The sequence below is a fragment of the Dermatophilaceae bacterium Sec6.4 genome (assembly GCA_039636865.1).
In the GTDB taxonomy this organism is placed as follows: domain Bacteria; phylum Actinomycetota; class Actinomycetes; order Actinomycetales; family Dermatophilaceae; genus Allobranchiibius.
The window spans coordinates 327,747-348,333 of the sequence record CP144172.1 but is presented as its reverse complement, the minus strand read 5'-3'; the positions used below and the strand labels follow the sequence as shown (position 1 = coordinate 348,333).

At 66.6% G+C, this 20,587-nt stretch carries 21 protein-coding genes; 18 read left to right on the top strand and 3 right to left on the bottom strand.

Annotation, left to right across the window (positions count from 1 at the left end; all coding sequences use genetic code 11):
- Positions 1–32 precede the first annotated feature (32 nt).
- A complete protein-coding gene (locus tag V3G39_01725; protein XAS76780.1) occupies positions 33–740 on the top strand; it encodes a DUF5995 family protein in 708 nt (235 codons plus the stop codon).
- A gap of 95 nt (positions 741–835) precedes the next feature.
- The gene (locus V3G39_01720; protein XAS76779.1) at positions 836–2,206 is read left to right on the top strand and encodes a DUF222 domain-containing protein; all 1,371 of its coding nucleotides are present in this window, start codon (positions 836–838) and stop codon (positions 2,204–2,206) included.
- On the opposite strand, the gene V3G39_01715 is transcribed toward V3G39_01720, so the two are convergent.
- Entirely contained in the window at positions 2,187–2,516 is a 330-nt protein-coding gene (locus V3G39_01715; protein XAS76778.1) for a putative quinol monooxygenase, read from the bottom strand. The genes V3G39_01720 and V3G39_01715 overlap by 20 nt on opposite strands.
- A gap of 66 nt (positions 2,517–2,582) precedes the next feature.
- Between V3G39_01715 and V3G39_01710 the strand changes: the two genes are divergently transcribed.
- Genes V3G39_01710 through V3G39_01695 form a run of 4 tightly spaced genes read left to right on the top strand, consistent with a single transcriptional unit; the run spans position 2,583 to position 5,629 of the window.
- On the top strand, positions 2,583–3,506 hold the full coding sequence (locus tag V3G39_01710) for an ABC transporter ATP-binding protein (protein ID XAS76777.1): 924 nt from the start codon (positions 2,583–2,585) through the stop codon (positions 3,504–3,506).
- On the top strand, positions 3,506–4,342 hold the full coding sequence (locus V3G39_01705) for a hypothetical protein (GenBank protein ID XAS76776.1): 837 nt from the start codon (positions 3,506–3,508) through the stop codon (positions 4,340–4,342). Before V3G39_01710 ends, V3G39_01705 begins: the two co-directional genes overlap by 1 nt.
- Positions 4,343–4,344: 2 nt before the next feature.
- Positions 4,345–5,130 carry a hypothetical protein gene (locus tag V3G39_01700; protein XAS76775.1) on the top strand — a complete coding sequence of 262 codons (786 nt, stop codon included), beginning with the start codon at positions 4,345–4,347 and terminating at the stop codon, positions 5,128–5,130.
- On the top strand, positions 5,117–5,629 hold the full coding sequence (locus V3G39_01695) for a hemerythrin domain-containing protein (protein XAS76774.1): 513 nt from the start codon (positions 5,117–5,119) through the stop codon (positions 5,627–5,629). The genes V3G39_01700 and V3G39_01695 overlap by 14 nt, the downstream gene beginning before the upstream one ends.
- Here V3G39_01695 and V3G39_01690 read toward each other — a convergent pair.
- Positions 5,619–6,116, bottom strand: coding sequence for an Lrp/AsnC family transcriptional regulator (locus tag V3G39_01690; GenBank protein ID XAS76773.1), 498 nt, complete (start codon positions 6,114–6,116; stop codon positions 5,619–5,621). The genes V3G39_01695 and V3G39_01690 overlap by 11 nt on opposite strands.
- 128 nt (positions 6,117–6,244) lie before the next feature.
- Here V3G39_01690 and hppD point away from each other — a divergent pair, with 128 nt between their 5' ends.
- Genes hppD through V3G39_01675 form a run of 3 tightly spaced genes read left to right on the top strand, consistent with a single transcriptional unit; the run spans position 6,245 to position 9,776 of the window.
- The gene (hppD, locus tag V3G39_01685) at positions 6,245–7,450 is read left to right on the top strand and encodes a 4-hydroxyphenylpyruvate dioxygenase (protein ID XAS76772.1); all 1,206 of its coding nucleotides are present in this window, start codon (positions 6,245–6,247) and stop codon (positions 7,448–7,450) included.
- Positions 7,450–8,670, top strand: a complete 1,221-nt coding sequence (locus V3G39_01680) for a cupin domain-containing protein (GenBank protein ID XAS76771.1) — start codon at positions 7,450–7,452, stop codon at positions 8,668–8,670. Before hppD ends, V3G39_01680 begins: the two co-directional genes overlap by 1 nt.
- Entirely contained in the window at positions 8,667–9,776 is a 1,110-nt protein-coding gene (locus V3G39_01675) for a fumarylacetoacetate hydrolase family protein (protein ID XAS76770.1), read from the top strand. Before V3G39_01680 ends, V3G39_01675 begins: the two co-directional genes overlap by 4 nt.
- On the opposite strand, the gene V3G39_01670 is transcribed toward V3G39_01675, so the two are convergent.
- On the bottom strand, positions 9,769–13,563 hold the full coding sequence (locus V3G39_01670) for a putative inorganic carbon transporter subunit DabA (protein ID XAS76769.1): 3,795 nt from the start codon (positions 13,561–13,563) through the stop codon (positions 9,769–9,771). The genes V3G39_01675 and V3G39_01670 overlap by 8 nt on opposite strands.
- 79 nt (positions 13,564–13,642) lie before the next feature.
- Here V3G39_01670 and V3G39_01665 point away from each other — a divergent pair, with 79 nt between their 5' ends.
- The 9 genes from V3G39_01665 (at position 13,643) to V3G39_01625 (ending at position 20,491) form a co-directional block, all read left to right on the top strand.
- Positions 13,643–13,957 carry a helix-turn-helix domain-containing protein gene (locus V3G39_01665; GenBank protein XAS76768.1) on the top strand — a complete coding sequence of 105 codons (315 nt, stop codon included), beginning with the start codon at positions 13,643–13,645 and terminating at the stop codon, positions 13,955–13,957.
- 9 nt (positions 13,958–13,966) lie between these two features.
- A complete protein-coding gene (locus V3G39_01660) occupies positions 13,967–14,494 on the top strand; it encodes a hypothetical protein (protein ID XAS76767.1) in 528 nt (175 codons plus the stop codon).
- A gap of 10 nt (positions 14,495–14,504) precedes the next feature.
- Positions 14,505–14,840, top strand: a complete 336-nt coding sequence (locus V3G39_01655; protein ID XAS76766.1) for a DUF952 domain-containing protein — start codon at positions 14,505–14,507, stop codon at positions 14,838–14,840.
- A gap of 11 nt (positions 14,841–14,851) precedes the next feature.
- The gene (locus V3G39_01650; GenBank protein XAS76765.1) at positions 14,852–15,649 is read left to right on the top strand and encodes a CPBP family intramembrane glutamic endopeptidase; all 798 of its coding nucleotides are present in this window, start codon (positions 14,852–14,854) and stop codon (positions 15,647–15,649) included.
- Positions 15,649–16,308: an ATP-binding cassette domain-containing protein gene (locus V3G39_01645; GenBank protein ID XAS76764.1), complete on the top strand. Its 660-nt coding sequence runs from the start codon at positions 15,649–15,651 to the stop codon at positions 16,306–16,308. The genes V3G39_01650 and V3G39_01645 overlap by 1 nt, the downstream gene beginning before the upstream one ends.
- Complete coding sequence (locus V3G39_01640) at positions 16,305–17,636, top strand: hypothetical protein (protein XAS76763.1); 1,332 nt, start codon at positions 16,305–16,307, stop codon at positions 17,634–17,636. Before V3G39_01645 ends, V3G39_01640 begins: the two co-directional genes overlap by 4 nt.
- A 57-nt stretch (positions 17,637–17,693) precedes the next feature.
- On the top strand, positions 17,694–18,131 hold the full coding sequence (locus V3G39_01635; protein ID XAS76762.1) for a MarR family transcriptional regulator: 438 nt from the start codon (positions 17,694–17,696) through the stop codon (positions 18,129–18,131).
- Positions 18,132–18,205: 74 nt separating this feature from the next.
- Positions 18,206–19,519: an MFS transporter gene (locus V3G39_01630; protein ID XAS76761.1), complete on the top strand. Its 1,314-nt coding sequence runs from the start codon at positions 18,206–18,208 to the stop codon at positions 19,517–19,519.
- Positions 19,520–19,630: 111 nt separating this feature from the next.
- A complete protein-coding gene (locus V3G39_01625) occupies positions 19,631–20,491 on the top strand; it encodes a DNA-formamidopyrimidine glycosylase family protein (protein ID XAS76760.1) in 861 nt (286 codons plus the stop codon).
- The last annotated feature ends 96 nt before the right edge of the window (positions 20,492–20,587 follow it).

The window sequence follows — 20,587 nt, the reverse complement described above, 5'->3', positions numbered from 1 at the left end:
GAGCGGGTAGGTCCGGCCATATCCTTACCGGCATGGACCTCGTCGTCCCCGCCCCGGCCCCTCCCGCCACGACAATCGACGAGGTCATCGCGCGTCTGCAGGCGATCGACGACTGCCTGCCTGAAGGCGACGGCGTCGCCTGCTTCAACCGGATGTATCTCGGCGTCACCCAGGACGTCGACCAGCGGGTCAAGGCCGGTTTCTTCGTCAACCCTTCGTTCGTGTCCCGGCTGGACGTCGTGTTCGCCAACCTGTATTTCGAAGCCGTCGACACACTGTCTGGCACGCCGGACGCGTACCCGGCGGCGTGGCAGCCATTACTGGCCGCTCGTACTGCGAACGGGCTGGAGCCCGTTCAGTTCGCCCTTGCGGGAATGAACGCGCACATCAACCACGATCTGCCCCTGGCCGTTGTCGAAACGTGCACCGAGCTGAACACCGAGCCACGATCAGGCAGCCTGCACGAGGACTACCAGAGGGTCAACGAGCTGCTGGCCGCCGCCGAGCAGTCGGTGCGCCAATCCTTCGAACCACCTGATGTCGTCGTGGTAGATCAGCATGTAGCCGCCGTCGCCAACATCATCGACAACTGGAGCATCTGTGCCGCACGCGATGTCGCATGGGACAACGCCCTGGCCCTGTGGGACGTCCGCGGCCTGCGGATCGCGAGCCAGCTGCTGACCGGTGCTCTGGCCCGCACGGTCGCCATGGCCAGTCGTGGTCTGCTCGTCGCCGTCTGAGGGCCATGACCGGACGACTGCAGCGACTGCTTGAAGCAGCCCGATGATATCCGTAGGACCTTCACTTACGGCACTTGAACTGGTAATATGTAAGTATGTTCGAAATCCAGCGAGGCGGCACATCGCACGCTGATGTGCCGTTGTCCGGTGCTGAGATTCGGGGCTGGATCCTGCGTTTGCTGGAGGTCGGTGGGGACCTTGGCGCAGGTGCGCGCATCGAGCAGGTTGCTGCCTTGGAAGCTGTAAAAGGAGCGCTCTGCGCAGCGCAGGTAACGCTCACTGTCGACCTCGACGACGCGCAGCGCGGCGCTGATCGTGATCGCGGACTGAAGCAGGCAGACACGACTCGATCGGTGAGCGGCGAGATCGCGCTGGCGCGCCGGGAGTCACCCCGCCGTGGAGCGCGCCACCTCGCGCTCGCGCGGGCATTGACCGATGACCTGCCACTCACCTTTGCGGCATTGCGCCGGGGCGAGATCAGCGAACGGCGCGCAGCAGTGGTCGCCCGCGAGACGGCATGCACGAGCGCGCAGGTGCGCGGGCAGATCGACTGCCGAATCGAGGGCGAGCTCGCCTCGGAATCGGATGCTCGAGCGCACGCGCTCGTCGTCGGCGTGACGGCCGAACTTGATGCCGCCGCCATGGCAGCCCGGCGGGTCCGGGCGGTCGGTGCGCGCCGTGTTTCACTGCGACCCGCGCCCGACGGCATGGCGGCCCTCACCGCGGTGCTGCCGTGTGCAGATGCCATGGCTGCGATGACGGCGCTTCGACGGGATGCTGAGACGTCGCTCGACGACGGCACCGGCCGGTCCCGCGCTCAGGCGACGGCTGATCTGTTCGTGAAACGACTGACCGGCCGTGATCCGCGCGACGGCTTCGATGTGCAGATCAATCTGGTGATGGACACGTCCATCCTCTTCACCGGGGCGACCGCGCCTGCGCACCTCGAGGGGTACGGGCCGATTCCAGCCGGCCTGGCTCGCCGCCTCGCCGGCGTCGACGCCACTGCGAACGAGCGCGGCGTTGCCGAAGTCGCCATCCGCCGTCTGTTCACCGCGCCGAGCGAAAGCGAGCTGGTGCGGATGGAGTCCTCGAACAGATGCTTCACCGGTCAGTTGCGGCAGTTGATTGCCATCCGTGACCAGGCCTGTTGCACGCCATACTGCGACGCTCCGATCCGGCAGATCGATCACGTCACTCCCCACGCGTCCGGCGGCGCGACCTCCTACGAGAACGCGCAAGGACTGTGTGAGGCCTGCAACTATCGAAAGGAACACCCTGACTGGCGTACCCGACCTGATCGTGAGGGTCGGATCACGACAATCACTCCGAGCGGGTGCAAGCACGACAGCGCTCCACCACCGTTACCGGGGGCGCGTCGGTCTGCTCTGGAATTCTCGCTGAGCAAACGCATCGACCTGAACATCCTGACCGAGCGGATTCAGCTCAATTACTTGACGGGCTGACCTCACCCATCTCGCCCCACCCGACCTGCTGCACTTCGGTGCTGACGATCTCTGGAGTCGTGGCGACGTGCTCGCCCAGCATCGCAGTTGCCTTCTTGAAGTGGTCGCTGCCGACATGATGCGCCCCGGCATCGGAGTCCTTGAACGCCTCGACCAGGGTGAAGACGTTGTCGTCGTCGACGCTGCGGCTCCACTCGAAGAAGAGGTTGCCCTCTTCGGAGCGGGTCGCCAGGGTGAAGTCTTCGACGATCTCCAACCATCGCGGCGCTGATTCGGGGCGGACGGTCCACTTGACGACGATGAAAATCATGGGTCGAGGATATCGACAGACCATTCTCTCAAGGTCCTCACAAGAGATTGAGCAAAGGTCTCCTATGTGATCGAAGCGCGCGGACTGACCAAGAAGTATGGCGAGAAAATCGCCACCGACGACCTGACCTTCACCGTCGAACCCGGCAAGGTGACCGGCTTCCTCGGACCGAACGGGGCAGGCAAGTCCACCACGATGCGGATGATGGTGGGGTTGGACCGTCCGACGTCCGGTGAAGTGCTGGTCAACGGTGCGTCGTATGCCGCCCATTCGGCGCCGCTGCACGAGGTCGGTGCGCTTCTGGAAGCGCGCGCCGTGCATCCCGGCCGGTCGGCGCGCAATCATCTGCTCGCGCTGGCCCTGACCAGCGGGATCGGGAAAGCGCGCGTCGACCAGGTGCTCGACATGGTCGGTCTGACCGAGGTCGCCGGCAAACGGGTGTCCGGCTTCTCGCTCGGGATGGGCCAGCGCCTCGGAGTTGCGGCCGCGTTGCTGGGTGACCCGCAGACGTTGATCCTCGACGAACCGGTCAACGGCCTGGACCTGGACGGCATCCGCTGGATCCGTGCGCTACTGCGCCGGCTTGCCGGTGAGGGTCGCACCGTGTTCCTGTCCTCACACCTGATGAGTGAGATGGCCGTTACCGCAGATCACGTCATCGTCGTCGGCAAGGGACGCCTGTTGCGGGACCAGTCGATGAGCGACTTCATCCGCGATGCAGCAGCCGACTCGGTGCGCGTCTTGAGCGCCGACCAGGACCGACTCGCCGGGCAACTGCGCGCTGCTGGGGCGACCGTCACCCTAGGCACGGCTGCCACGGAGGGCGTTCCGCTCTATGTGACCGACCTGAGCAGTCAACAGATCGGCACCGTCGCTTCGAACTCGGCCATTGTGCTGTGGGAGCTGGCTCCCCAGGCCGGCTCGCTCGAAGACGCCTACCTCGCGCTGACCCGCGATTCGTTGGACTACCACGATGGAGAGGTCGCCTGATGACCGCTACGACCGATGAAACCGTCCGCGAGTCGGCACCCGCGCGACGCGCTGTAGCTGGTCGCGTCGACGGGCCGGTGACCCAGCGCGGCACGATCGCCGCCGAGTGGTTGAAGTTCCGCAGCCTGCGCTCCACGGTGCTCGTATTGGTCGTGGCGATGCTCGGGATGGTGCTGATCGCGACGATCATCGCCTTCCACACCCAGAAAGGCGTTGCCAAGGATCCCGAGGACCTGGTGGCCTCCGCGCCACTGCAGGGCTATTACCTCGGCCAGTTGCTGATCGGTTCCCTCGGCGTCCTGGTCGTCAGCAGTGACTACAGCTCGGGCATGATCCGTTCCACCCTGGCCGCAGTGCCCAAGCGGCTGCCGGTGCTGTTCGCCAAGACGGCGGTCTTCGCCGCAGTGGTCGGCGCTGCGATGATCGCGGCGTCGGTGGTCGCCTTCTACCTCGCGCAGGCAGTGTTCTCCGGGCACCGGGCGACGTTCTCCCTGTCCGATAGCACCACCTTGCGGGTCGTCATCGGCACCGGTATCTACCTGATGCTGGTCGGGTTGATCGGCAGCATCTTCGGTTGGATCGTGCGCAGCACTCCGGGAGCACTCGTGGCTACCCTCGGCGTCATTCTGGTGCTGCCGGTACTGCTGCGACTGGTCTTCTCCGGTTGGGGCCCGTATATCAATGCCTATCTGCCCACCGGTGCCGGAACCAGCTTCTCCACCGTCCTGCGACAACCGCACGCGCTCTCCCCGTGGGTCGGCCTCGGGGTGATGGTCGCCTGGGTGGTCGCCGGGCTGATCGCGGCCGCGGTCGTGCTACAGCGCAAGGACGCCTGAGCGTGTCCGTGGACGAAGAGACGCTGACCGCGTCGAAGGCGGGGCGACGCGGCACGCCACTCGCAGTCAAAGTTCCGCAGATCACCGCGCTCTTCTGGGTGATCAAGGTGCTCACGACGGGTTTGGGGGAGTCCGCCGCGGACTACCTGGGCAACCTCAACCTGGCCCTCGCCGGGGTCGTCGGGGTCGGCGGTTTTGTACTGACGCTGCGCTGGCAGCTGCGCACGGTCGAATACCGGCCGGTGCCGTACTGGTGTGCCGTCGCGATGGTCGCAGTCTTCGGCACCATGGTCGCCGACGGACTGCACGTCGTCCTGGGAATCCCCTACGTGATCTCGACAGCGTTCTACGCGATCGTCCTGGTGGCTGTGTTCGTTGCCTGGTACCGCAGTGAGGGCACCCTGTCGATCCACAGCATCGACACCCGTCGTCGGGAACTCTTCTACTGGGGCACCGTCCTGACGACCTTCGCGCTCGGCACGGCGGCCGGTGATCTGACGGCGGACTCGATGGGGCTGGGCTTCTTCACCTCGGGCCTGCTGTTCGCCGCCGTGATCCTCATCCCGCTGATCGGGTGGAAACTGGGGCTGAACCCGATCATCGCGTTCTGGTTCGCTTACATCATCACCCGACCGCTGGGTGCCTCGTTCGCCGACTGGTTCGGCAAACCGCACTCGTTCGGGGCCGGCCTGGGCTACGGCGACGGCACCGTGACCGGTATCGCGCTGATCATCTTCGTATTACTGGTTCTCTACGTACAGAAAGGTTTCCGCAATGGACATCACTGAACTCATCCTGAGCGACCACCACGAGCAGCGTCGGATGTTCGCGACGCTCGACGACATCGACCGGGCCGACACGGCGACGCTCTCGGCGGTCTGGAAACGTCTGCAGATTCTGCTCGAGGTGCATGCGGCGGCGGAGGAAAAGCACTTCTATCCCGAGTTGATGCAGGTCGGCGTCGGTGAGGGCAGCAAGGACAGCGCCGAAGGCGAGACCCGGGATGCCGTTCACGATCACAACGAGATCCGCGACGCCATCGCCAAGGTCGCCGACCACGAGGTCGGCTCTGACGGATGGTGGGGGGCCGTCGCCGGCGCCCGCGAGGAGAACAGCGACCACATGGGCGAGGAAGAGCGCGAATCGCTGGCAGATTTCCGGCGCCACGCGAGCTTGCAGTTACGCCACGATCTTGCGGTGAAATTCGCGGCCTACGAGGCGGAGCACGCCGGTGGCATCGACGCTCACGACCGGGATGTCGACCACTACATCGACGCTACAGAGTAGGAACGTCCCGCCGGAGCAACGGCAGCACCCGAGGGCGCACCACTGTCGACAGGATGATCACGGACGTCGAGCGACTGATGGCCTCGGACTGATCGAGTATCAGCAGGGTGCGCTGCAGATCATCGTTGGAACTGGCAGCCAACCGGACCACGACATCGCCCGCGCCGGTGGTCGAGTACGCCTCGAGCACGCCGGGAGTCACCTGCAGCAACTCGGTCACGATGTCCAGGCGGCCCTGCGCAATTTCAAGCGTCACCAGCGCCTGCACGGGATACCCCGCGCGGACCACGTCGAGCTGGGGGCCGTAGCCGGTCACCACCCCGGACGCGGACAGCTTGTCCATTCGGGCGCTGACCGTCGCCCGGGTGACTCCGGAAATCCGCGACAGTTCCAACACGCCGATACGTGGGTGTGCCTGCAGAAGTTCCAACAGGGTGACGTCGAGGTCGTCGAGGATCATGTTGTGCTGGGACTGCACATTCTGCATAGCCCAAGTGTGTTCGAACCCATCAAAGTGCGCAATCTTGATAGTGGAAATGGGCTTGGTTGCGTAGCTGGGCCCAATAGGGCCCAATGGTTGTGACGGCAGACATATCGACGGAAGTTGGCGCCACCATGACCCTGCAGGACACCCTCACCGATCAGGAACAACTCGCGGGCCTCAGCGCCGAAGAACTGCAGCGCCTCGTCGGTCTCGTCGACTACGACGCGTCGAGCGACCCGTTCCCGATCGTCGGTTGGGATGCCCTCGTCTGGGTGGTCGGCAACGCGACCGCCCTGTCGCACCTCTTCCAGTCCGTCTACGGATTCCAACTGGTCGCCTATGCAGGCCCGGACACCGGCGAGCGCTCGAAGGTCTCCTACGTACTGGATTCCGGTTCGGCCCGTTTCGTGATCGAGGGAGCCGTCCGCTCCGGTGGCCCGCTCGCTGAGCATCACACGAAGCACGGCGACGGCATCCGCGACATCGCCTTGCAGGTGACCGACGTCGACCGCTGCGTCGAGCACGCCCGCAGCGTCGGCGCAACCATCGTGGTGCAGCCGCACGACCTGAGCGATGAGCACGGCACCGTGCGGATCGCGAGCATTGCCGCTTACGGCGACACCCTGCATACCCTCGTGGACCGGTCCAAGTACGACGGCGTGTACCTGCCCGGGTACGTGGAGCGCACCTCCTCAGTCGTCCGGCCCGAGGGCGCCCCGAAGCGGCTCTTCCAGGCCGTCGACCACGTCGTCGGCAATGTTGAGCTGGGCAGGATGGACGGCTGGGTCGAGTTCTACAACAAGGTCATGGGCTTCACGAACATGGCCGAATTCGTCGGTGAGGACATTGCCACCGACTACTCCGCGCTGATGTCGAAGGTCGTCGCGAGCGGTAACCACCGGGTGAAGTTCCCGCTCAACGAGCCGGCACCGGGCAAACGCAAGAGCCAGATCGATGAGTTCCTGGACTTCTACGACGGCGCCGGCGCCCAGCATATCGCCCTCGCCACCGGCGACATCCTGAAGACCGTCGACGTGCTCGCCGCCCGAGGTGTGCAATTCCTCGCTACTCCCGGCACCTACTACGAGGACCCGGAGCTGCGGGAGCGGATCGGTAACGTACGGGTGCCGATCGAGGAGCTACAGAAGCGCGGCATCCTGGTCGATCGCGACGAGGACGGCTACCTGCTGCAGATCTTCGCCAAGCCGATCGGCGACCGACCCACAGTGTTCTTCGAGCTGATCGAGCGGCATGGGTCGCTCGGCTTCGGCAAGGGCAACTTCAAGGCACTTTTCGAGGCCATCGAGCGCGAGCAGGAACTGCGCGGAAACTCCTGATGGCGCACTACCGGTCGGCGGGGTCGATCCCGCCCAAGCGCCATACCCAGCACCGCGCGCCGGACGGCAGTTTGTACCGCGAGGAGTTGATGGGCGAAGAGGGCTTCAGCTCCGACTCGTCGTTGCTCTACCACCGCGGGGTGCCGTCCTCGCTGGTCGATGTGCGGTCGTGGGAACTGCCGGATCAGGCCACCACGGCCAATCAACCCCTGCTGCCTCGGCATCTGAAGCTGCACGATCTGTTCCCGGCCGACAGCTGGCGCTCGCTGGACGCAGTGACCGGACGTCGACTGGTGCTCGGCAACGCCGACGTGCGGATCAGCTACGCCGTGGTCGGGGCCACGTCGCCGCTGTACCGCAACGCTGTCGGTGACGAATGCGTCTTCGTCGAATCGGGTACTGCGGTGGTGGAGACAGTCTTCGGGTCTTTGGAGGTCGGCCCGGGCGACTACGTGCTGCTCCCACGCGCGACGACTCACCGGTGGGTGCCCACTGGTGAGTCGCCGCTGCGGCTCTACTGCATAGAGGGCAGCGGTCACATCGGGCCGCCCAAGCGGTACCTGTCGAAGTTCGGGCAGTTCCTGGAGCACTCGCCGTACTGCGAGCGCGACCTGCGGGCGCCGAGCGAGCCGGTCGTCGTGGACGAGACCGATGTCGAGATCTACGTCAAGCACCGCGGTGACGGACCGGGCGGGCTGGCCGGCACGGTGCACGTGGTGCCGCAGCACCCGTTCGACGTGGTCGGCTGGGACGGCTGCCTCTACCCGTGGGTCTTCAATGTGGCCGACTTCGAACCGATCACCGGGCGGGTCCACCAGCCGCCGCCGGTACACCAGGTTTTCGAAGGGTCCGGTTTCGTGATCTGCAACTTCGTGCCGCGCAAGGTGGATTACCACCCACTGTCGATTCCGGTGCCTTACTACCACTCCAACGTCGACAGCGACGAGGTGATGTTCTACGTCGCCGGTGATTACGAGGCGCGCAAGGGCAGCGGCATCGGCAAGGGTTCGATCAGCCTGCATCCGGGCGGTTACAGCCACGGCCCGCAGCCGAGCGCGATCGAGGGCAGCCTCGGCGCGGAATACTTCGACGAACTCGCGGTCATGGTCGATACGTTCCGCCCGCTCGGACTAGGCGAGGCGGGCACGGCGTCTGACGACGGGAAATACGCCTGGACCTGGTCCGGTCGCGGGCCGACCGCGTCGTCCACAGACCAGTGAGCGCGCTGCCCTACGGTTCGTTTGTCACCGCAGGTGATCTGCACCCACGGGTCGGGGTCCTCGTCGGCACTGAAGTCTTGGATCTCGGTGCCGCTTGTAGGTCGCTGTTACGTTCTCGGGCAGCCCTGTTCGTCAATGGAACGCTCGACCTGCTACTCGCAGCGGGCCCGGAGGCCTGGGCGGAGGTCAGGTCGGCAATCCAGTCGTGGGTGCGCGATCCGCCGGCCGGTCTGCCGTTCGTACCGCTGGCCGGCGTATCGATGCGGATGCCGTTCGCCGTGGCCGACTACGTCGATTTCTACGCATCTGAGCAGCACGCGACAGCTGTCGGTCGGCTGTTCCGCCCCGATGGTGATGCGCTGATGCCGAACTGGAAACACCTGCCGGTCGGTTATCACGGTCGAGCAGGGACGGTCGTGCCGTCCGGAACGCCGATAGCCCGCCCGTCCGGCCAGCGGCGTACGCCCGAGGGTGAGGTGGTCTTGGGGGCGTCCACGAGGTTGGACTTCGAGGCCGAGGTGGGATTCGTGGTGGGGGCGCCGTCCGTGCTCGGCCAGCCGGTCGGGCTGGGTGACTTCGCGGAGCACGTCTTCGGCGTGGTGTTGGTCAACGACTGGTCGGCCCGCGACATCCAGGCGTGGGAGTACGTACCGCTCGGGCCGTTTCTCGGCAAGTCGTTCGCCACGTCGATCTCGCCGTGGGTCGTGCCGCTCTCGGCCTTGGAACACGCGCGCGTCCCACCACCGGTGCGGGACGTGCCGCTGTTGCCATACCTGGACGATGCCGATGAGCCGCCCTGGGGGCTGGACCTGCAGCTGCAGGTACGCCTCAACGGAGAACTGATCAGCGAGCCGCCGTACGCCGGCATGTACTGGACGCCTGCGCAGATGCTCGCTCACCTGACGGTCAATGGCGCATCGGTCCGTGCCGGTGACCTCTACGCATCCGGCACGGTCAGCGGACCGGGCCCGGGTCAGGAAGGCTCGCTGCTGGAGCGTGGCGTCGGATTCCTGCAGGACGGGGACGAGGTCGCCATCAGCGCCACGGCCCCTGGCGCGGCCGGCACCCGGATCCACCTCGGCGAAGTCCGCGGCAAGATCAGCTGACCGATTCCCTCCTCGGCTCGTCCTGCGGGGACGCCCGCCACGGTCGCCAGGTCAGGTCACTGCGCAAGGCTTGCGTGCGTGCGCCGTCCACGCAGACCAGGTGGATCCATTCGTTGCAGACCAGCTGGCTGAGCGTCTGGTGGCGGGCGACGATATCCACGATCAGCGCGGGGTCGGCGGCCACCACGGCGAGCAGCCGGACGGGTTCGTGCATCAAGCTGCCCGAGTCGGGCGTGGTGCCCGGCTGTTGGCGGAAGAGCGCCTGCCACGGCAGGCCGCCGCGCAGGTCCCCGTGCGCACCGCAGATGACCCCGAGGTCGGTGATGGTGTTGTGGGTGGTCTTGTCGCCCGCCCCGAAGACATCCGGTGCGACTGCTGAGAAGTAGTACTGCGCATTGATCCACTGAGCAACCACCAGGGGAGCGGTCAGCAGTGCCTCCAGGACAGCGCCGTCAGGATCCTGGTCGCGGTCGTAGGAGTGCAGGAAGGCCCGCTGTTCCAGATCGATCCCTGCCGTCAATGCGCGCGGGCCGATGACGATGGCGGCGTTACCGGCCAGGCCCCACTCCGGCGTCGGTTCGGACCAGTCGGCCGCCCGCCGGCCCAGTGGCGCGGCGTCTGCGCGGGCTCCTCTGCTGGGCAGGCTCGGCGCCCGGTCACGGCCGGCGCACGCGCTGGCCGTGCGCAGGTCGGCGGCCACCCGCTGTACGGCGGGTTCAGCGGCATCCGGCAGACCACTGTGTGACAACAGTTCGACCCGGTCGGTCGTGGTGTCGTGCAGCGCGGCCACCGCCACGGTGTCCTCGGGGATACGCAGACCCTGGGCGGCGAGAGCACCGCGCACACGCCTGTCGTTCAGCGCCTCCACCAGCAGCGTCGCGTTGACGACTCCGTCGTTACCGCCGCAGGCTCCGCAGTCGTACGCCGTCGCGAAGGCATTGTTCTCCGTGCTGGCGCCGTGCCCGCAAACGACCAGGACGGGTGCGAAGTTGTCGGTCAGCCCGATGGCGCGCAACGCGCTCGCGGCGAGGCCGACCCGCCCGGCCAGGTCCAGGTCGGTACTCAACTGGGGCGCGCGCTGCGGCCCCTGGGTCCAGGGCCGGGTGATCCGGCGCATCCGCTGAGGATCCAGCACCGAGAGGGTGGATGCCCCGGCGGAGATGAGCCCGCCACCTTCGGCGATGGCCAGGGCACCGAGCGGATGGCGACTGACTGCGGTGACTGTGCGGTGCAGAACCTCGCGCGCGCTGAGCGGGCGAGAGCCCTCCTCGGCGCTGAACGCAGGCTCGACGATGCCCGGGCAGAGGTCGTATCCGACGCCGTCGGCATCCTCGTAGCGGACGGCCGCTCCGAAGAATCCCGCGAAGCCGAAGGTGTCGTGATCGCCGAGTGCCTCGAGGTGGCGGCGAACCGGCTCAGAGCGCACATCGATACACCAGATCGACTGACTGACCGGTCGGTCGCTCGACGTCGGAAGATCGCGGACCAGGGTTGGCAGTAGCCGCTCCTGTACCCCGATCTCCAGGGCACGTTGCCAGACTTTCGCGTAGTGGCGCGGCACCTCAGCTGTGGGCGCCAGCACAGGGGGATTGCGGGCGAAGAGCACGTCGTGGGCAAGGTGCAGCGCGATCAGCTCCACGAGGGGCCCCGGGTGCTGCGCGCGGCGCGACCGCCACGCCGCGTGTCCGGTCCAGCCGGGAGTTGTGGCGAAAGTAGCGACGAAATAGCTCACCAGCTGATCTGTCGGGATTCCCAGGCAGGCCAGGAGGTAGCCGATGGCGGCAGCCGGGTCGGTCGGTAGTGACCGGGCGAACGCGCTGGCACCCGGGACCTTGACGACCCGGTCGTACTGCGGTCGGGCGGCGCTGCGGTGCCACAACAGCCACGGGCCGTCGGCGTCCTGCGTGCCCGGCCAGCCGCGTTGAGCCCACAATGACTCCCACAACCGTGGCTCCCTCAGCCGGATGGTTTCACGCCGGGACGGATCCTGCGCGAGACCAGCCAACTGGCGGCTTTCCGCCACAAAACCTGTCATGGATGACGCCAGATCGCCCAAGGCTTCCGCGTCGAGTGCTGCACGCAGGTGCGCGTCAGTGATCCGGCCGCTCGCGTACAGGTCGAGGAAGTAGTCCAACCCGGCCCGCCCGGTGACGCCGTGCGCGCGTTCGGCGATCTGCAGCGCATCCTCGAAGGCCATTGATTCCAACGTGACCAGCGGGTTGGCCGCCACGAAGTCGCGCAACGGCCATGCCGGGCCGACGACGGAGGAAGCGCTGACGACCGCTCCGACCGCGGTGAGTTCATCGACCTGCGGCTGCTGCGCCCGCTGCTCCAGTTGGGAGACGTCCAGTCGCGGTTGTTCCCGGTGAAGCTGCGCGAGATGAAGTTGCGGGGGCATCGCGGTGCGGAGCAGGCGAACGGCCAGCGCACTGTCGGGGTTCGTTTCGAGGTAGGTGACACCGCGGCTGACCGCTACTGCGACGACGACGATGACGACGAGTAGGACGCTACCGATCACCGGACCCCAGAGAGCCTGCGGTGGCGCCACCACCGACAGCAGTTGCTCGACACCGAGCAGCATCCAGACGTAGGCACCGGCCACGACGCCCGAGACGGCGCAGACCGCCCATCCGGTCCGTGAGCCGACGCGGCGCAACCCGGCAGCGGCCGACCCGGCGAGCGCTGAGGCGAAGATGGCGAGGACCACCGGTGCCAGCGCGGTCACCCCCCCGTCGTGCACCAACCCGTATCCGGCGGGTAGTGAAATCAGCAGCGTCAGGACGCCGGCGAGGGTGGCCGCCGACGCAACGCGCGAGGGGGGCACAACAAGCGGAGCGCGGCCGGTGCGGGTGCGGGCCGCGGTTCCTCCGGCGCGTAGGAACAGCCACGACTTGTACGCGCCGTGCCCGACGACGTGCAGCAGGGCAGCGCCAGGCAGCCCCAGCCCCAGCTCGACGCACATGTACCCCATCTGGCTGGTGGTCGAGCAGGCCAGGCGACCCTTCACGTCCGAGCGCATCCGGCTGGACCAGGCGCCGATCGCGACGGTGGTCGCGCCGACCGCCAGCAGGACCGCCATCATCGCCGGGGCAGCCGCGAAGAGCGGCCAGAAGAGTACGACCAGTACGCCGGCACCGTTGACCACGCCCGCGTGCAGCAGCGCGGAGATCGGAGAGGGCGCCTCCGCGGTTTCGGGCAGCCACCGGTGGGCGGGAACCTGACAGCTGCGCGCGATGCAGGCAACGAGCAGCAGCGCGACGATCGCAGTCGTGGTCCATCCGGGCTGCACCTCCTGCATCCGGGTCCGGTCCAGGGAGGGCAGGGTGCAGGCGGCGAGTATGACGCCGGCCCACAGAAAGACGTCGCCGATCAGCAGAGTGACCCGCATGGTGCTGCTCGCCTGACGGGCTTCCGGGGTCCCGGCGCGGGAGATCAGCGCCACCACGGCCTGCCCGCTGAAGGTCCAGCCGATCGCGACGGTCACCAGACTGGCGCCGCTGACGGTGACGCAGAGGCCGAGCAGTGCGAAGAAGAGGATCGCGCCGCTGCGCGCGAACTGGTCCCGGCCGCGCAGGTTGGTCAGGGAGTAGCGACTCACGACCCACCCCAGCAGCCCGACGAAGGTCAGCAGCACCACGCCGACGACGTCCAGGTGGATTCCGAGCGGTACGCCGCCCGGTTCCCATACCCACGACCAGGGGCTGCCGGCGATGGCTGCCGGGGAGGCAGCCAGTCCGGTCAGGACAGCGAGGACAGCCAGGATGCGACAACCAACGAACCAGATCACACGAAAAATAATACGTGAATTGAAGAACATCGCAAATCAAGCCACCGGCTTCGTGGGTCCGCCCGCGTATCGTTCGGGGATGACCCCCCGGGAGTGGACCTTTCTGTCCAATCACGGGCACGTGCTGACCGCCCTGGGCCACGACCCGCAGGCCCGGATGCGCGATCTGGCCGACAGCGTCGGTATCACCGAGCGTGCAGTGCAGCAGATCGTGCGTGAGCTGGTCGACCAGGGGTATCTGGAGAAAGAAAAGGTCGGGCGTCGCAACCAGTACGTCGTGGTGCCGTCCGCGCACCTGCGTCACCCACTGGAGTCACGCGTGACGCTGGGGGAGTTCCTGGCGCTGATCGTGCCCGAACGCAGCCCGGGAGACACCGGCCCCGGCCGGCTCTAGGGTGCCAATATGAAAAGTCGACCAGTAGGTTCGATCATCGGGGCGGTCGGCGGGTTGCTGTTCGTGCTGTTGAACGCGTCGGCGGTGCCGCTCACGCCCGTCTGGTGGGTATTGGCGGTGGCCGGTTTCGCGGGCGTCATCTGGTTCACCGTGCTGCACGGGCCGATAGTCACGCAGCAGCCGCCCCCGCGAGCCGCGATCCGGACCTATGGACTTGCGGTGCTGGCGATGGTGCTCGCCATCGTGGTGGGCGCCCGCGTCCTCGGCTTCATCGACCGGCCGAACGCCGTGGTGCCCTGGGTGGTCCTGGCAGTCGGCGCACACTTCCTACCCTTCGCGGGGGCTTTCGGCCTCCCGATCTTCCGGCTGCTCGCCATCAGCCTGATCGCGGTCGCCGTGGTGGGCGGCATCGCGACGTTGCTGCACGACAGCGCCACGTCAGCCGGCTGGACCGGGGTCCTCGCGGGTTTCGTGCTGCTGCTGTTCGCCGCGTTCGGGCCCGCTCTGAGCAAGGGCGCAGGAGCGCGCGCCGCGTAGTCTCGCCACCATGCGGATTCTGCACCTCGCCCTCGAATCGGACTGGGTTACAGCACGAGAGGCGGGGACGTACGTCGTGTCCACCCGGGATGCCACGCTCCAGCAGGTCGGTTTCATCCACTGCTCCACGCCGGCGCAGGTCGACGGCGTGGCCCAGAACTTCTACTCGGACGTTCTGGCGGACCTGCTCGTGCTCGATCTCGACGACGAACAGATCCGGGCGAGCGGCACCGAGGTGCGCTACGAGGATCCGGGCAACGGTGACCTCTACCCGCACATCTACGGCCCGATCGACCCCGCGTGGGTCACCGGCGTCAGCCCCTACACGCCAACCCGCACCCACTGAAGTAGCCGGGTATGACGGCTATTCGCAGCGTGTGGCGCGGACCATTGGCAGTCCCGAGCACGCCGTACAAACCTCGCGTTCTGGCCACCGAGACGGTCCTGGTGCTGCTGCTCAGCCTCGGTGCGTCCGCGATCTACTCGATCCTGACGATCATCAAGCGGCTGCAGAGCAGCGTGGCACTGGGCAAACAGACCTCGACGCTCAACGTTTCGCAGGCAAGCCAGTCCTGGCTCGATCTGACCTACCAGATCATCGGTATCGGGCTCGGGGTGGTGCCTGCCGCGTTGGCGTTCCTGCTGATCAGCCGTGAGATCAGGGACGGTCGTAGATACTTTGGTCTGGATCGGGCCCGCCTGCCCAACGATCTGGCGCTGGGTGCATTGCTGGCCGCCGCCATCGGCATCCCCGGGCTGGCCCTGTATGCCGCAGCGCGCGCGTTGGGGGCCAATACGACGGTTGTCGCGTCCGCGTTGAACGATCACTGGTGGACGGTCCCGATCCTGATCGGCGCCGCGTTCCAGAACGCGATCGTCGAAGAAGTCGTGATGATCGGGTACCTCTTCACCCGCTGGACCCAGGCCGGCGCCCGCCTGTGGATGGTGGTTGTCGGCTCTGCGTTGATCCGCGGGAGCTATCACCTTTACCAGGGATTTGGCGGATTCGCTGGCAATATCGTGATGGGCCTGATCCTCGGCACGGTCTATCTGCGGACCCGCCGGGTGCTGCCGCTGATCATCACCCACGCCATCCTCGATATCGTCTCGTTCGTGGGTTACTCCTTATTACACAATCATTTCGGCTGGCTCTGATGACCGATCAGGGCTTGGACGGCACCTTCAAGGAACTCCTCGCGGACGGTGTCAGCGCTACATCTGACAAGGTCACGATGTTGCCGCCGACCACGCTGCGGGTGGGTCCGGGGGAGAACGTCGTGATCGCCGGCCCGAACGGCGCCGGTAAGACGACCTTCCTGCGAATCCTGACCGGCAACATGCTGCCGACCACCGGCACGATCACCCTCGACGGCCGCGCCATCGATGAGCGCGACCGCGCCACCCGCCGGGTGATCGCACCGCTGATCGGCCCGATCGCCGGTTACCGCGACCTGACCGTCGGGGACCACCTGATCCTGGTCGACCAGACCTGGGGCGGTGACCGCGCGGGCGCCGCGACGCGAATCATCGCGGTGCTCGAGCGCCTCGACATCTACGACTACCGCGACCGTTACCTGTCCCAGCTGTCCTCAGGCCAGCGGCAACTCGTGGAGTTGTCGATCGTTCTGCTGCGTCCGAGTGCGCTGCTGGTGCTGGACGAGCCGGAGCAACGCCTGGACACCGGGCGCCGCGAGCTGCTCTCGGAGGTGTTGCGCGAGCGCGTCGACGCCCAGTCCTCCGTCGTGTGGGTCTGCCACGACCCGGCACTCACCGAACGCACCGCCACCCGCGTCGAGCACTTCCCGCAATCGTGAACACCGACCTGCAGCAGAGCGACAAGGCGCGCCTGGACGAAGCGCACCACCTGCGGTACCGCGGCGAGGCCAACCAGTTGCGCGCCGCTCTGTTCACCGCGTACGTCGTGGGGCTCTTCGGGATCGTCTACGGCATCCTGGCTTCGCACTACGTCTTCCAGACCTGGCCCCAGATCCGCGACCGTGTCAACGACGCACCGCTGTTGTACGCCGCGGGTTCGGTAGCGCTGGTAGCGCTGGTGGCTCTACTGGCTTACCGCGCCGGTCGCAGGCGTGGGCCGGTCGTACCAGAGCCGGGTCACCTGGAATTCGTGACCGCCACCGACCTGCCGCGGCACCTGACGCTGCAGGATGCCTGGCGGGCGACCTGCGTCGTGGTCGCCAGCGGGATGCTCGGGGTGGGCATCGCGGTGCCCGGCGGATTGGCGATCAGCGGCGGCTCCAGCCTGGCGGTCCTCTTCGGAGTCGTGCTCGCGCTGCTCGGGGCGCCGACCGTCCTCTACGCCTGGCTGCGCGGCGAAGCCGCCGGTCACGCACACAGCGCCAAGGTGGGGCAGCTGCTGAATTCGCTGCCGATGAACGTGTTGCGTACCCAGTCGCTGATGAGCGACAGCATCAGCTCGGCGCTGGTCGCGGGCGACACGCGTCGCGCCCGCGCACAGGCCTTCGAACTGAAGTTGGGACACCGCCCCCTGCGGATTCGCGCCGCTGGTCCCTGGCGGACGACGATCGGCGCGGACTTCGCCGGTCTGCAACGGCTGGGTTGGGTGTCGCTGGGCTGGTTGATCGTGCAGATTGCGGCCGTCACCCTCGCGAGTATCGAGCCGGTGGTGCGTAGTCGCTCCCCGCTGGTGCTGCCGATTGTGGTTGTACTCGCGCACCTGACCACCTCAGGGTTGACCCGCGGACTGCAGCATCACTCCGAAACGGCAGGCGAGCCCTCGATCCTCGGTATCCCGTGGCAGGTCGAGACCCTGCTGCACCTGCTTCCGGTCGCCGTGCTGCAGTTGGTCGTCGCTTTCGCCGCGGCATCCCTGAGCGGTGTCGCCCCATCCTTGGCAATCGTGCACGCTGTGTCGATTGCGCTGTTGCTGAGCGCGGGCCAGCTGTTCTTCGTGCACAAAGGACCGCCGCCGTTGGCCCTGATGGGTAACGGCGCCGGGCGCGGCATCGGTCTGCTGTGGGTTGCCCACCCGACGATCCTGGTCGCACTGGTGGGCCTGGTCGGTGTGCTGGGATCTTCTGAGCTGTTGATCGGCGCGCTGCTGCTGCTGTCCTTCGGCTGGACCCGAACCTCCAGCAAGTTCAGTCCTGCCCAACCCCGCTGAGGCAGTGCAGATACCCGTTCGACTGACGTCCGGATAGCGGCTCTATAAGATGTCGCGATGAGCATCGATGACGAGACCGCAGCCCGGCTGCTGCTGGCCGTGACGCGGCTGACACGGTGGGCAACCCGACACGCTCAATTCGACACCCCCCCTGCGCAGGCGCGGCTGCTTGCGTTGATCCACGAGATCGGCCCGGCACGGATCGGAGACCTCGCGGTCGCAGATCACTGCAGCCAACCCACGATGACCACCCAGGTGCAGCGCATCGAAGCGGCAGGCTGGGTGAGTCGTACCTCCGATCCCAACGACGCGCGAGTGGCGCTGATTGATGTGACCGACGCCGGTCGCGCGGTCATCGACGAGGTGCGGCTGGCGCGTCGTCAGGTCCTGGCACCGATCGTGGATGCCTTGACCGAGTCGGAGTTGGCCTCGGTCCGCGAAGCCACGCTGGTGATCGAGCGGATCATCGCGCGCTCCGAAGAAGAAGGAAGCTGACCCGATTTTCTTGATGTCCGAGGTGTGTTCTGGTCTAATATATAGAAAAGCTAATCAACTTTCTGAGGACGATGATGCAACGGGACCCTGAGCAGACCAGCTCCCCCAACATGTTCAACCAACCCAAGGCCGTCTACGCAGTCGCCTTCGCGTGCGTGGTGTCGTTCATGGGTATCGGTCTGGTCGACCCGATCCTGCCGGCGATCTCCAAGCAACTGGACGCGACCCCGAGTCAGACCACGCTGCTGTTCACCAGCTACCTGGTCGTGACAGCCGTCGCCATGCTCGTGACGAACGCCGTATCCAGCGCGATCGGCGCGAAGAAGACGCTGATTGTCGGCCTGGTGCTCATCGTGATCTTCGCGGCGCTCGCCGGAGCCTCTGGTTCCATCGGCGAGATCGTCGGATTCCGCGCCGGGTGGGGCCTGGGTAATGCATTGTTCATCGCGACGTCGCTGGCCGTGATCGTGTCGTCGGCCACGGGTGGTTTCGCCGGCGCGATCATCCTGTACGAGACCGCTCTCGGTGTCGGTATCGCGATCGGTCCGCTCCTGGGTGGGCTGCTGGGTACGGTCAGCTGGCGCGGCCCGTTCTTCGGGGTCTCGGTACTGATGGCGATCTCGCTGCTCGCCACGATCTTCTTCCTGCCCGATACTCCGAAGCCGACCCATCGCACCTCGGTTCTCGCCCCACTCAAGGCGCTACGCCACCGTGGACTGTTCATCATGGGAATGGCGGCGTTGTTCTACAACTGGGCGTTCTTCACGATGCTCGGGTACGCCCCGTTCCCGATGGAACTGTCCGCGATCAAGCTCGGCTTCGTGTTCTTCGCCTGGGGCGTCCTGGTGGCGATCTTCGCGGTCTTCGGAGCGCCCAACCTGCAGCGTCGGTTCGGCACCGCGAAGACGCTGTACGGCGCGCTCGGCCTGTTCGCCATCGACCTGGCGATCATCGCGATCTGGCCGACCAATCGCACCGTCCTGGTCAGTGCCGTCATCGCCGCCGGCATCTTCATCGGTATCAACAACACCCTCACCACGCAGGCCGTCATGGTGATTTCGCCGGTTGAGCGCCCGGTGGCCTCGGCCGCCTACGGTTTCGTACGGTTCTTCGGCGGCGGCCTTGCACCGTTCGCCGCCGGCAAGCTGGTCGAGCACTTCAACCTGCACGTGCCCTTCGCTATCGCCGCCGTCGCCGCGCTGGTCGCCGCCGGGCTGCTGTCGACCGCGCACAAGACGCTCGAGGCCGCCGACAAGGGGATGGACGAGGACGGGCACACGCACGCCGAGGACGATGCCCAGGTGGCAGGCGAAGTCGGCGATGAGTTCGGCGGCGCAGCCGGTGCAGTGGACGACTACCGGCGCGAGCAGTCCACTTCGCGTCACTAACCGCCCCTTACCCCGGCTACGTGGTCACTTTGCGTCCCCGTCCCTCGCTATTGCAAGGGGCGGGGGCGCAAATCGTTCACCTGTTCAGTCCCGGCTGGATACGCTCGCCGTATGCCGGAGCTACCCGAGGTACAGGCGCTGACCGATTTTCTGCGCGGTCGGATCCTCGACCTGGCCGTCACAGGGGTCGAGCTGGGCTCGTTCAGCGTGCTGAAGACCTTCGACCCGCCGCCCCAGGCGTTCCAGGGGCTGCTGGTGACAGGCGTGCAGCGGCATGGCAAGTTCATCGACCTGGACGTCGACGGCATCCACCTGATCTTCCATCTGGCGCGCGCAGGATGGGTGCGTTGGTATGAGAAGGCGCCCGCCACCGTGTTGCGGCCGGGCAAGTCGCCGATAGCGCTGCGGGCACACTTTTCCGACGACTCCGGTTTCGACCTGACCGAGGCGGGCACCCAGAAGCGCCTCGCGGCCTACATCGTCCGCTCGCCGAGCGACGTGCCGGGTATTGCTTCACTGGGCCCTGACCCGCTGCACGAGAGCTTCACCGCCGATGAATTCGCGGGAATTCTGGACGGTCGCCGCACCCAGATCAAGGGTCTACTGCGTGACCAGTCGATCATCGCCGGGGTCGGCAACGCCTACTCCGACGAGGTGCTGCATGCGGCACAGCTGTCGCCGTACGCCGTCGCCGGTGCACTGGATGATGACCAGGTTGCTCGGTTGTACGACGCGTTGCGTGCGATCCTGCTCGGTGCGGTCGCGGCGGCATCCGGCAAGCCCGCGAAGGACCTCAAGGACGCCAAACGGGCCGGGATGGCGGTGCACGGCCGCGCCGGTGAGGGGTGCCCGGTGTGCGGTGACGTGGTGCGCGAGGTCTCATTCGCGGATCGGTCGATGCAGTACTGCGCGACCTGCCAGACCGGCGGCAAGGTGCTCGCCGACCGCCGAATGTCCCGGCTACTGAAATAGCTCGGAAGGCACCACCTCAGAAGTCGAGCGCTGACTCGTCACCCTTTGGAATCGCCGCGGAGCGTGCGCAGGTGTCCTGAGTTGTGTCCGATGTAG

Excerpts from the sequence above, each read along its gene's own strand:
- V3G39_01725 (XAS76780.1), top strand. The coding sequence starts at position 33 with ATGGACCTCGTCGTCCCCGCCCCGGCCCCTCCCGCCACGACAATCGAC.
- V3G39_01720 (XAS76779.1), top strand. The coding sequence starts at position 836 with ATGTTCGAAATCCAGCGAGGCGGCACATCGCACGCTGATGTGCCGTTG.
- V3G39_01715 (XAS76778.1), bottom strand. The coding sequence starts at position 2,516 with ATGATTTTCATCGTCGTCAAGTGGACCGTCCGCCCCGAATCAGCGCCG.
- V3G39_01705 (XAS76776.1), top strand. The coding sequence starts at position 3,506 with ATGACCGCTACGACCGATGAAACCGTCCGCGAGTCGGCACCCGCGCGA.
- V3G39_01695 (XAS76774.1), top strand. The coding sequence starts at position 5,117 with ATGGACATCACTGAACTCATCCTGAGCGACCACCACGAGCAGCGTCGG.
- V3G39_01690 (XAS76773.1), bottom strand. The coding sequence starts at position 6,116 with ATGCAGAATGTGCAGTCCCAGCACAACATGATCCTCGACGACCTCGAC.
- hppD (XAS76772.1), top strand. The coding sequence starts at position 6,245 with ATGACCCTGCAGGACACCCTCACCGATCAGGAACAACTCGCGGGCCTC.
- V3G39_01680 (XAS76771.1), top strand. The coding sequence starts at position 7,450 with ATGGCGCACTACCGGTCGGCGGGGTCGATCCCGCCCAAGCGCCATACC.
- V3G39_01665 (XAS76768.1), top strand. The coding sequence starts at position 13,643 with ATGACCCCCCGGGAGTGGACCTTTCTGTCCAATCACGGGCACGTGCTG.
- V3G39_01660 (XAS76767.1), top strand. The coding sequence starts at position 13,967 with ATGAAAAGTCGACCAGTAGGTTCGATCATCGGGGCGGTCGGCGGGTTG.
- V3G39_01655 (XAS76766.1), top strand. The coding sequence starts at position 14,505 with ATGCGGATTCTGCACCTCGCCCTCGAATCGGACTGGGTTACAGCACGA.
- V3G39_01650 (XAS76765.1), top strand. The coding sequence starts at position 14,852 with ATGACGGCTATTCGCAGCGTGTGGCGCGGACCATTGGCAGTCCCGAGC.
- V3G39_01645 (XAS76764.1), top strand. The coding sequence starts at position 15,649 with ATGACCGATCAGGGCTTGGACGGCACCTTCAAGGAACTCCTCGCGGAC.
- V3G39_01635 (XAS76762.1), top strand. The coding sequence starts at position 17,694 with ATGAGCATCGATGACGAGACCGCAGCCCGGCTGCTGCTGGCCGTGACG.
- V3G39_01630 (XAS76761.1), top strand. The coding sequence starts at position 18,206 with ATGCAACGGGACCCTGAGCAGACCAGCTCCCCCAACATGTTCAACCAA.
- V3G39_01625 (XAS76760.1), top strand. The coding sequence starts at position 19,631 with ATGCCGGAGCTACCCGAGGTACAGGCGCTGACCGATTTTCTGCGCGGT.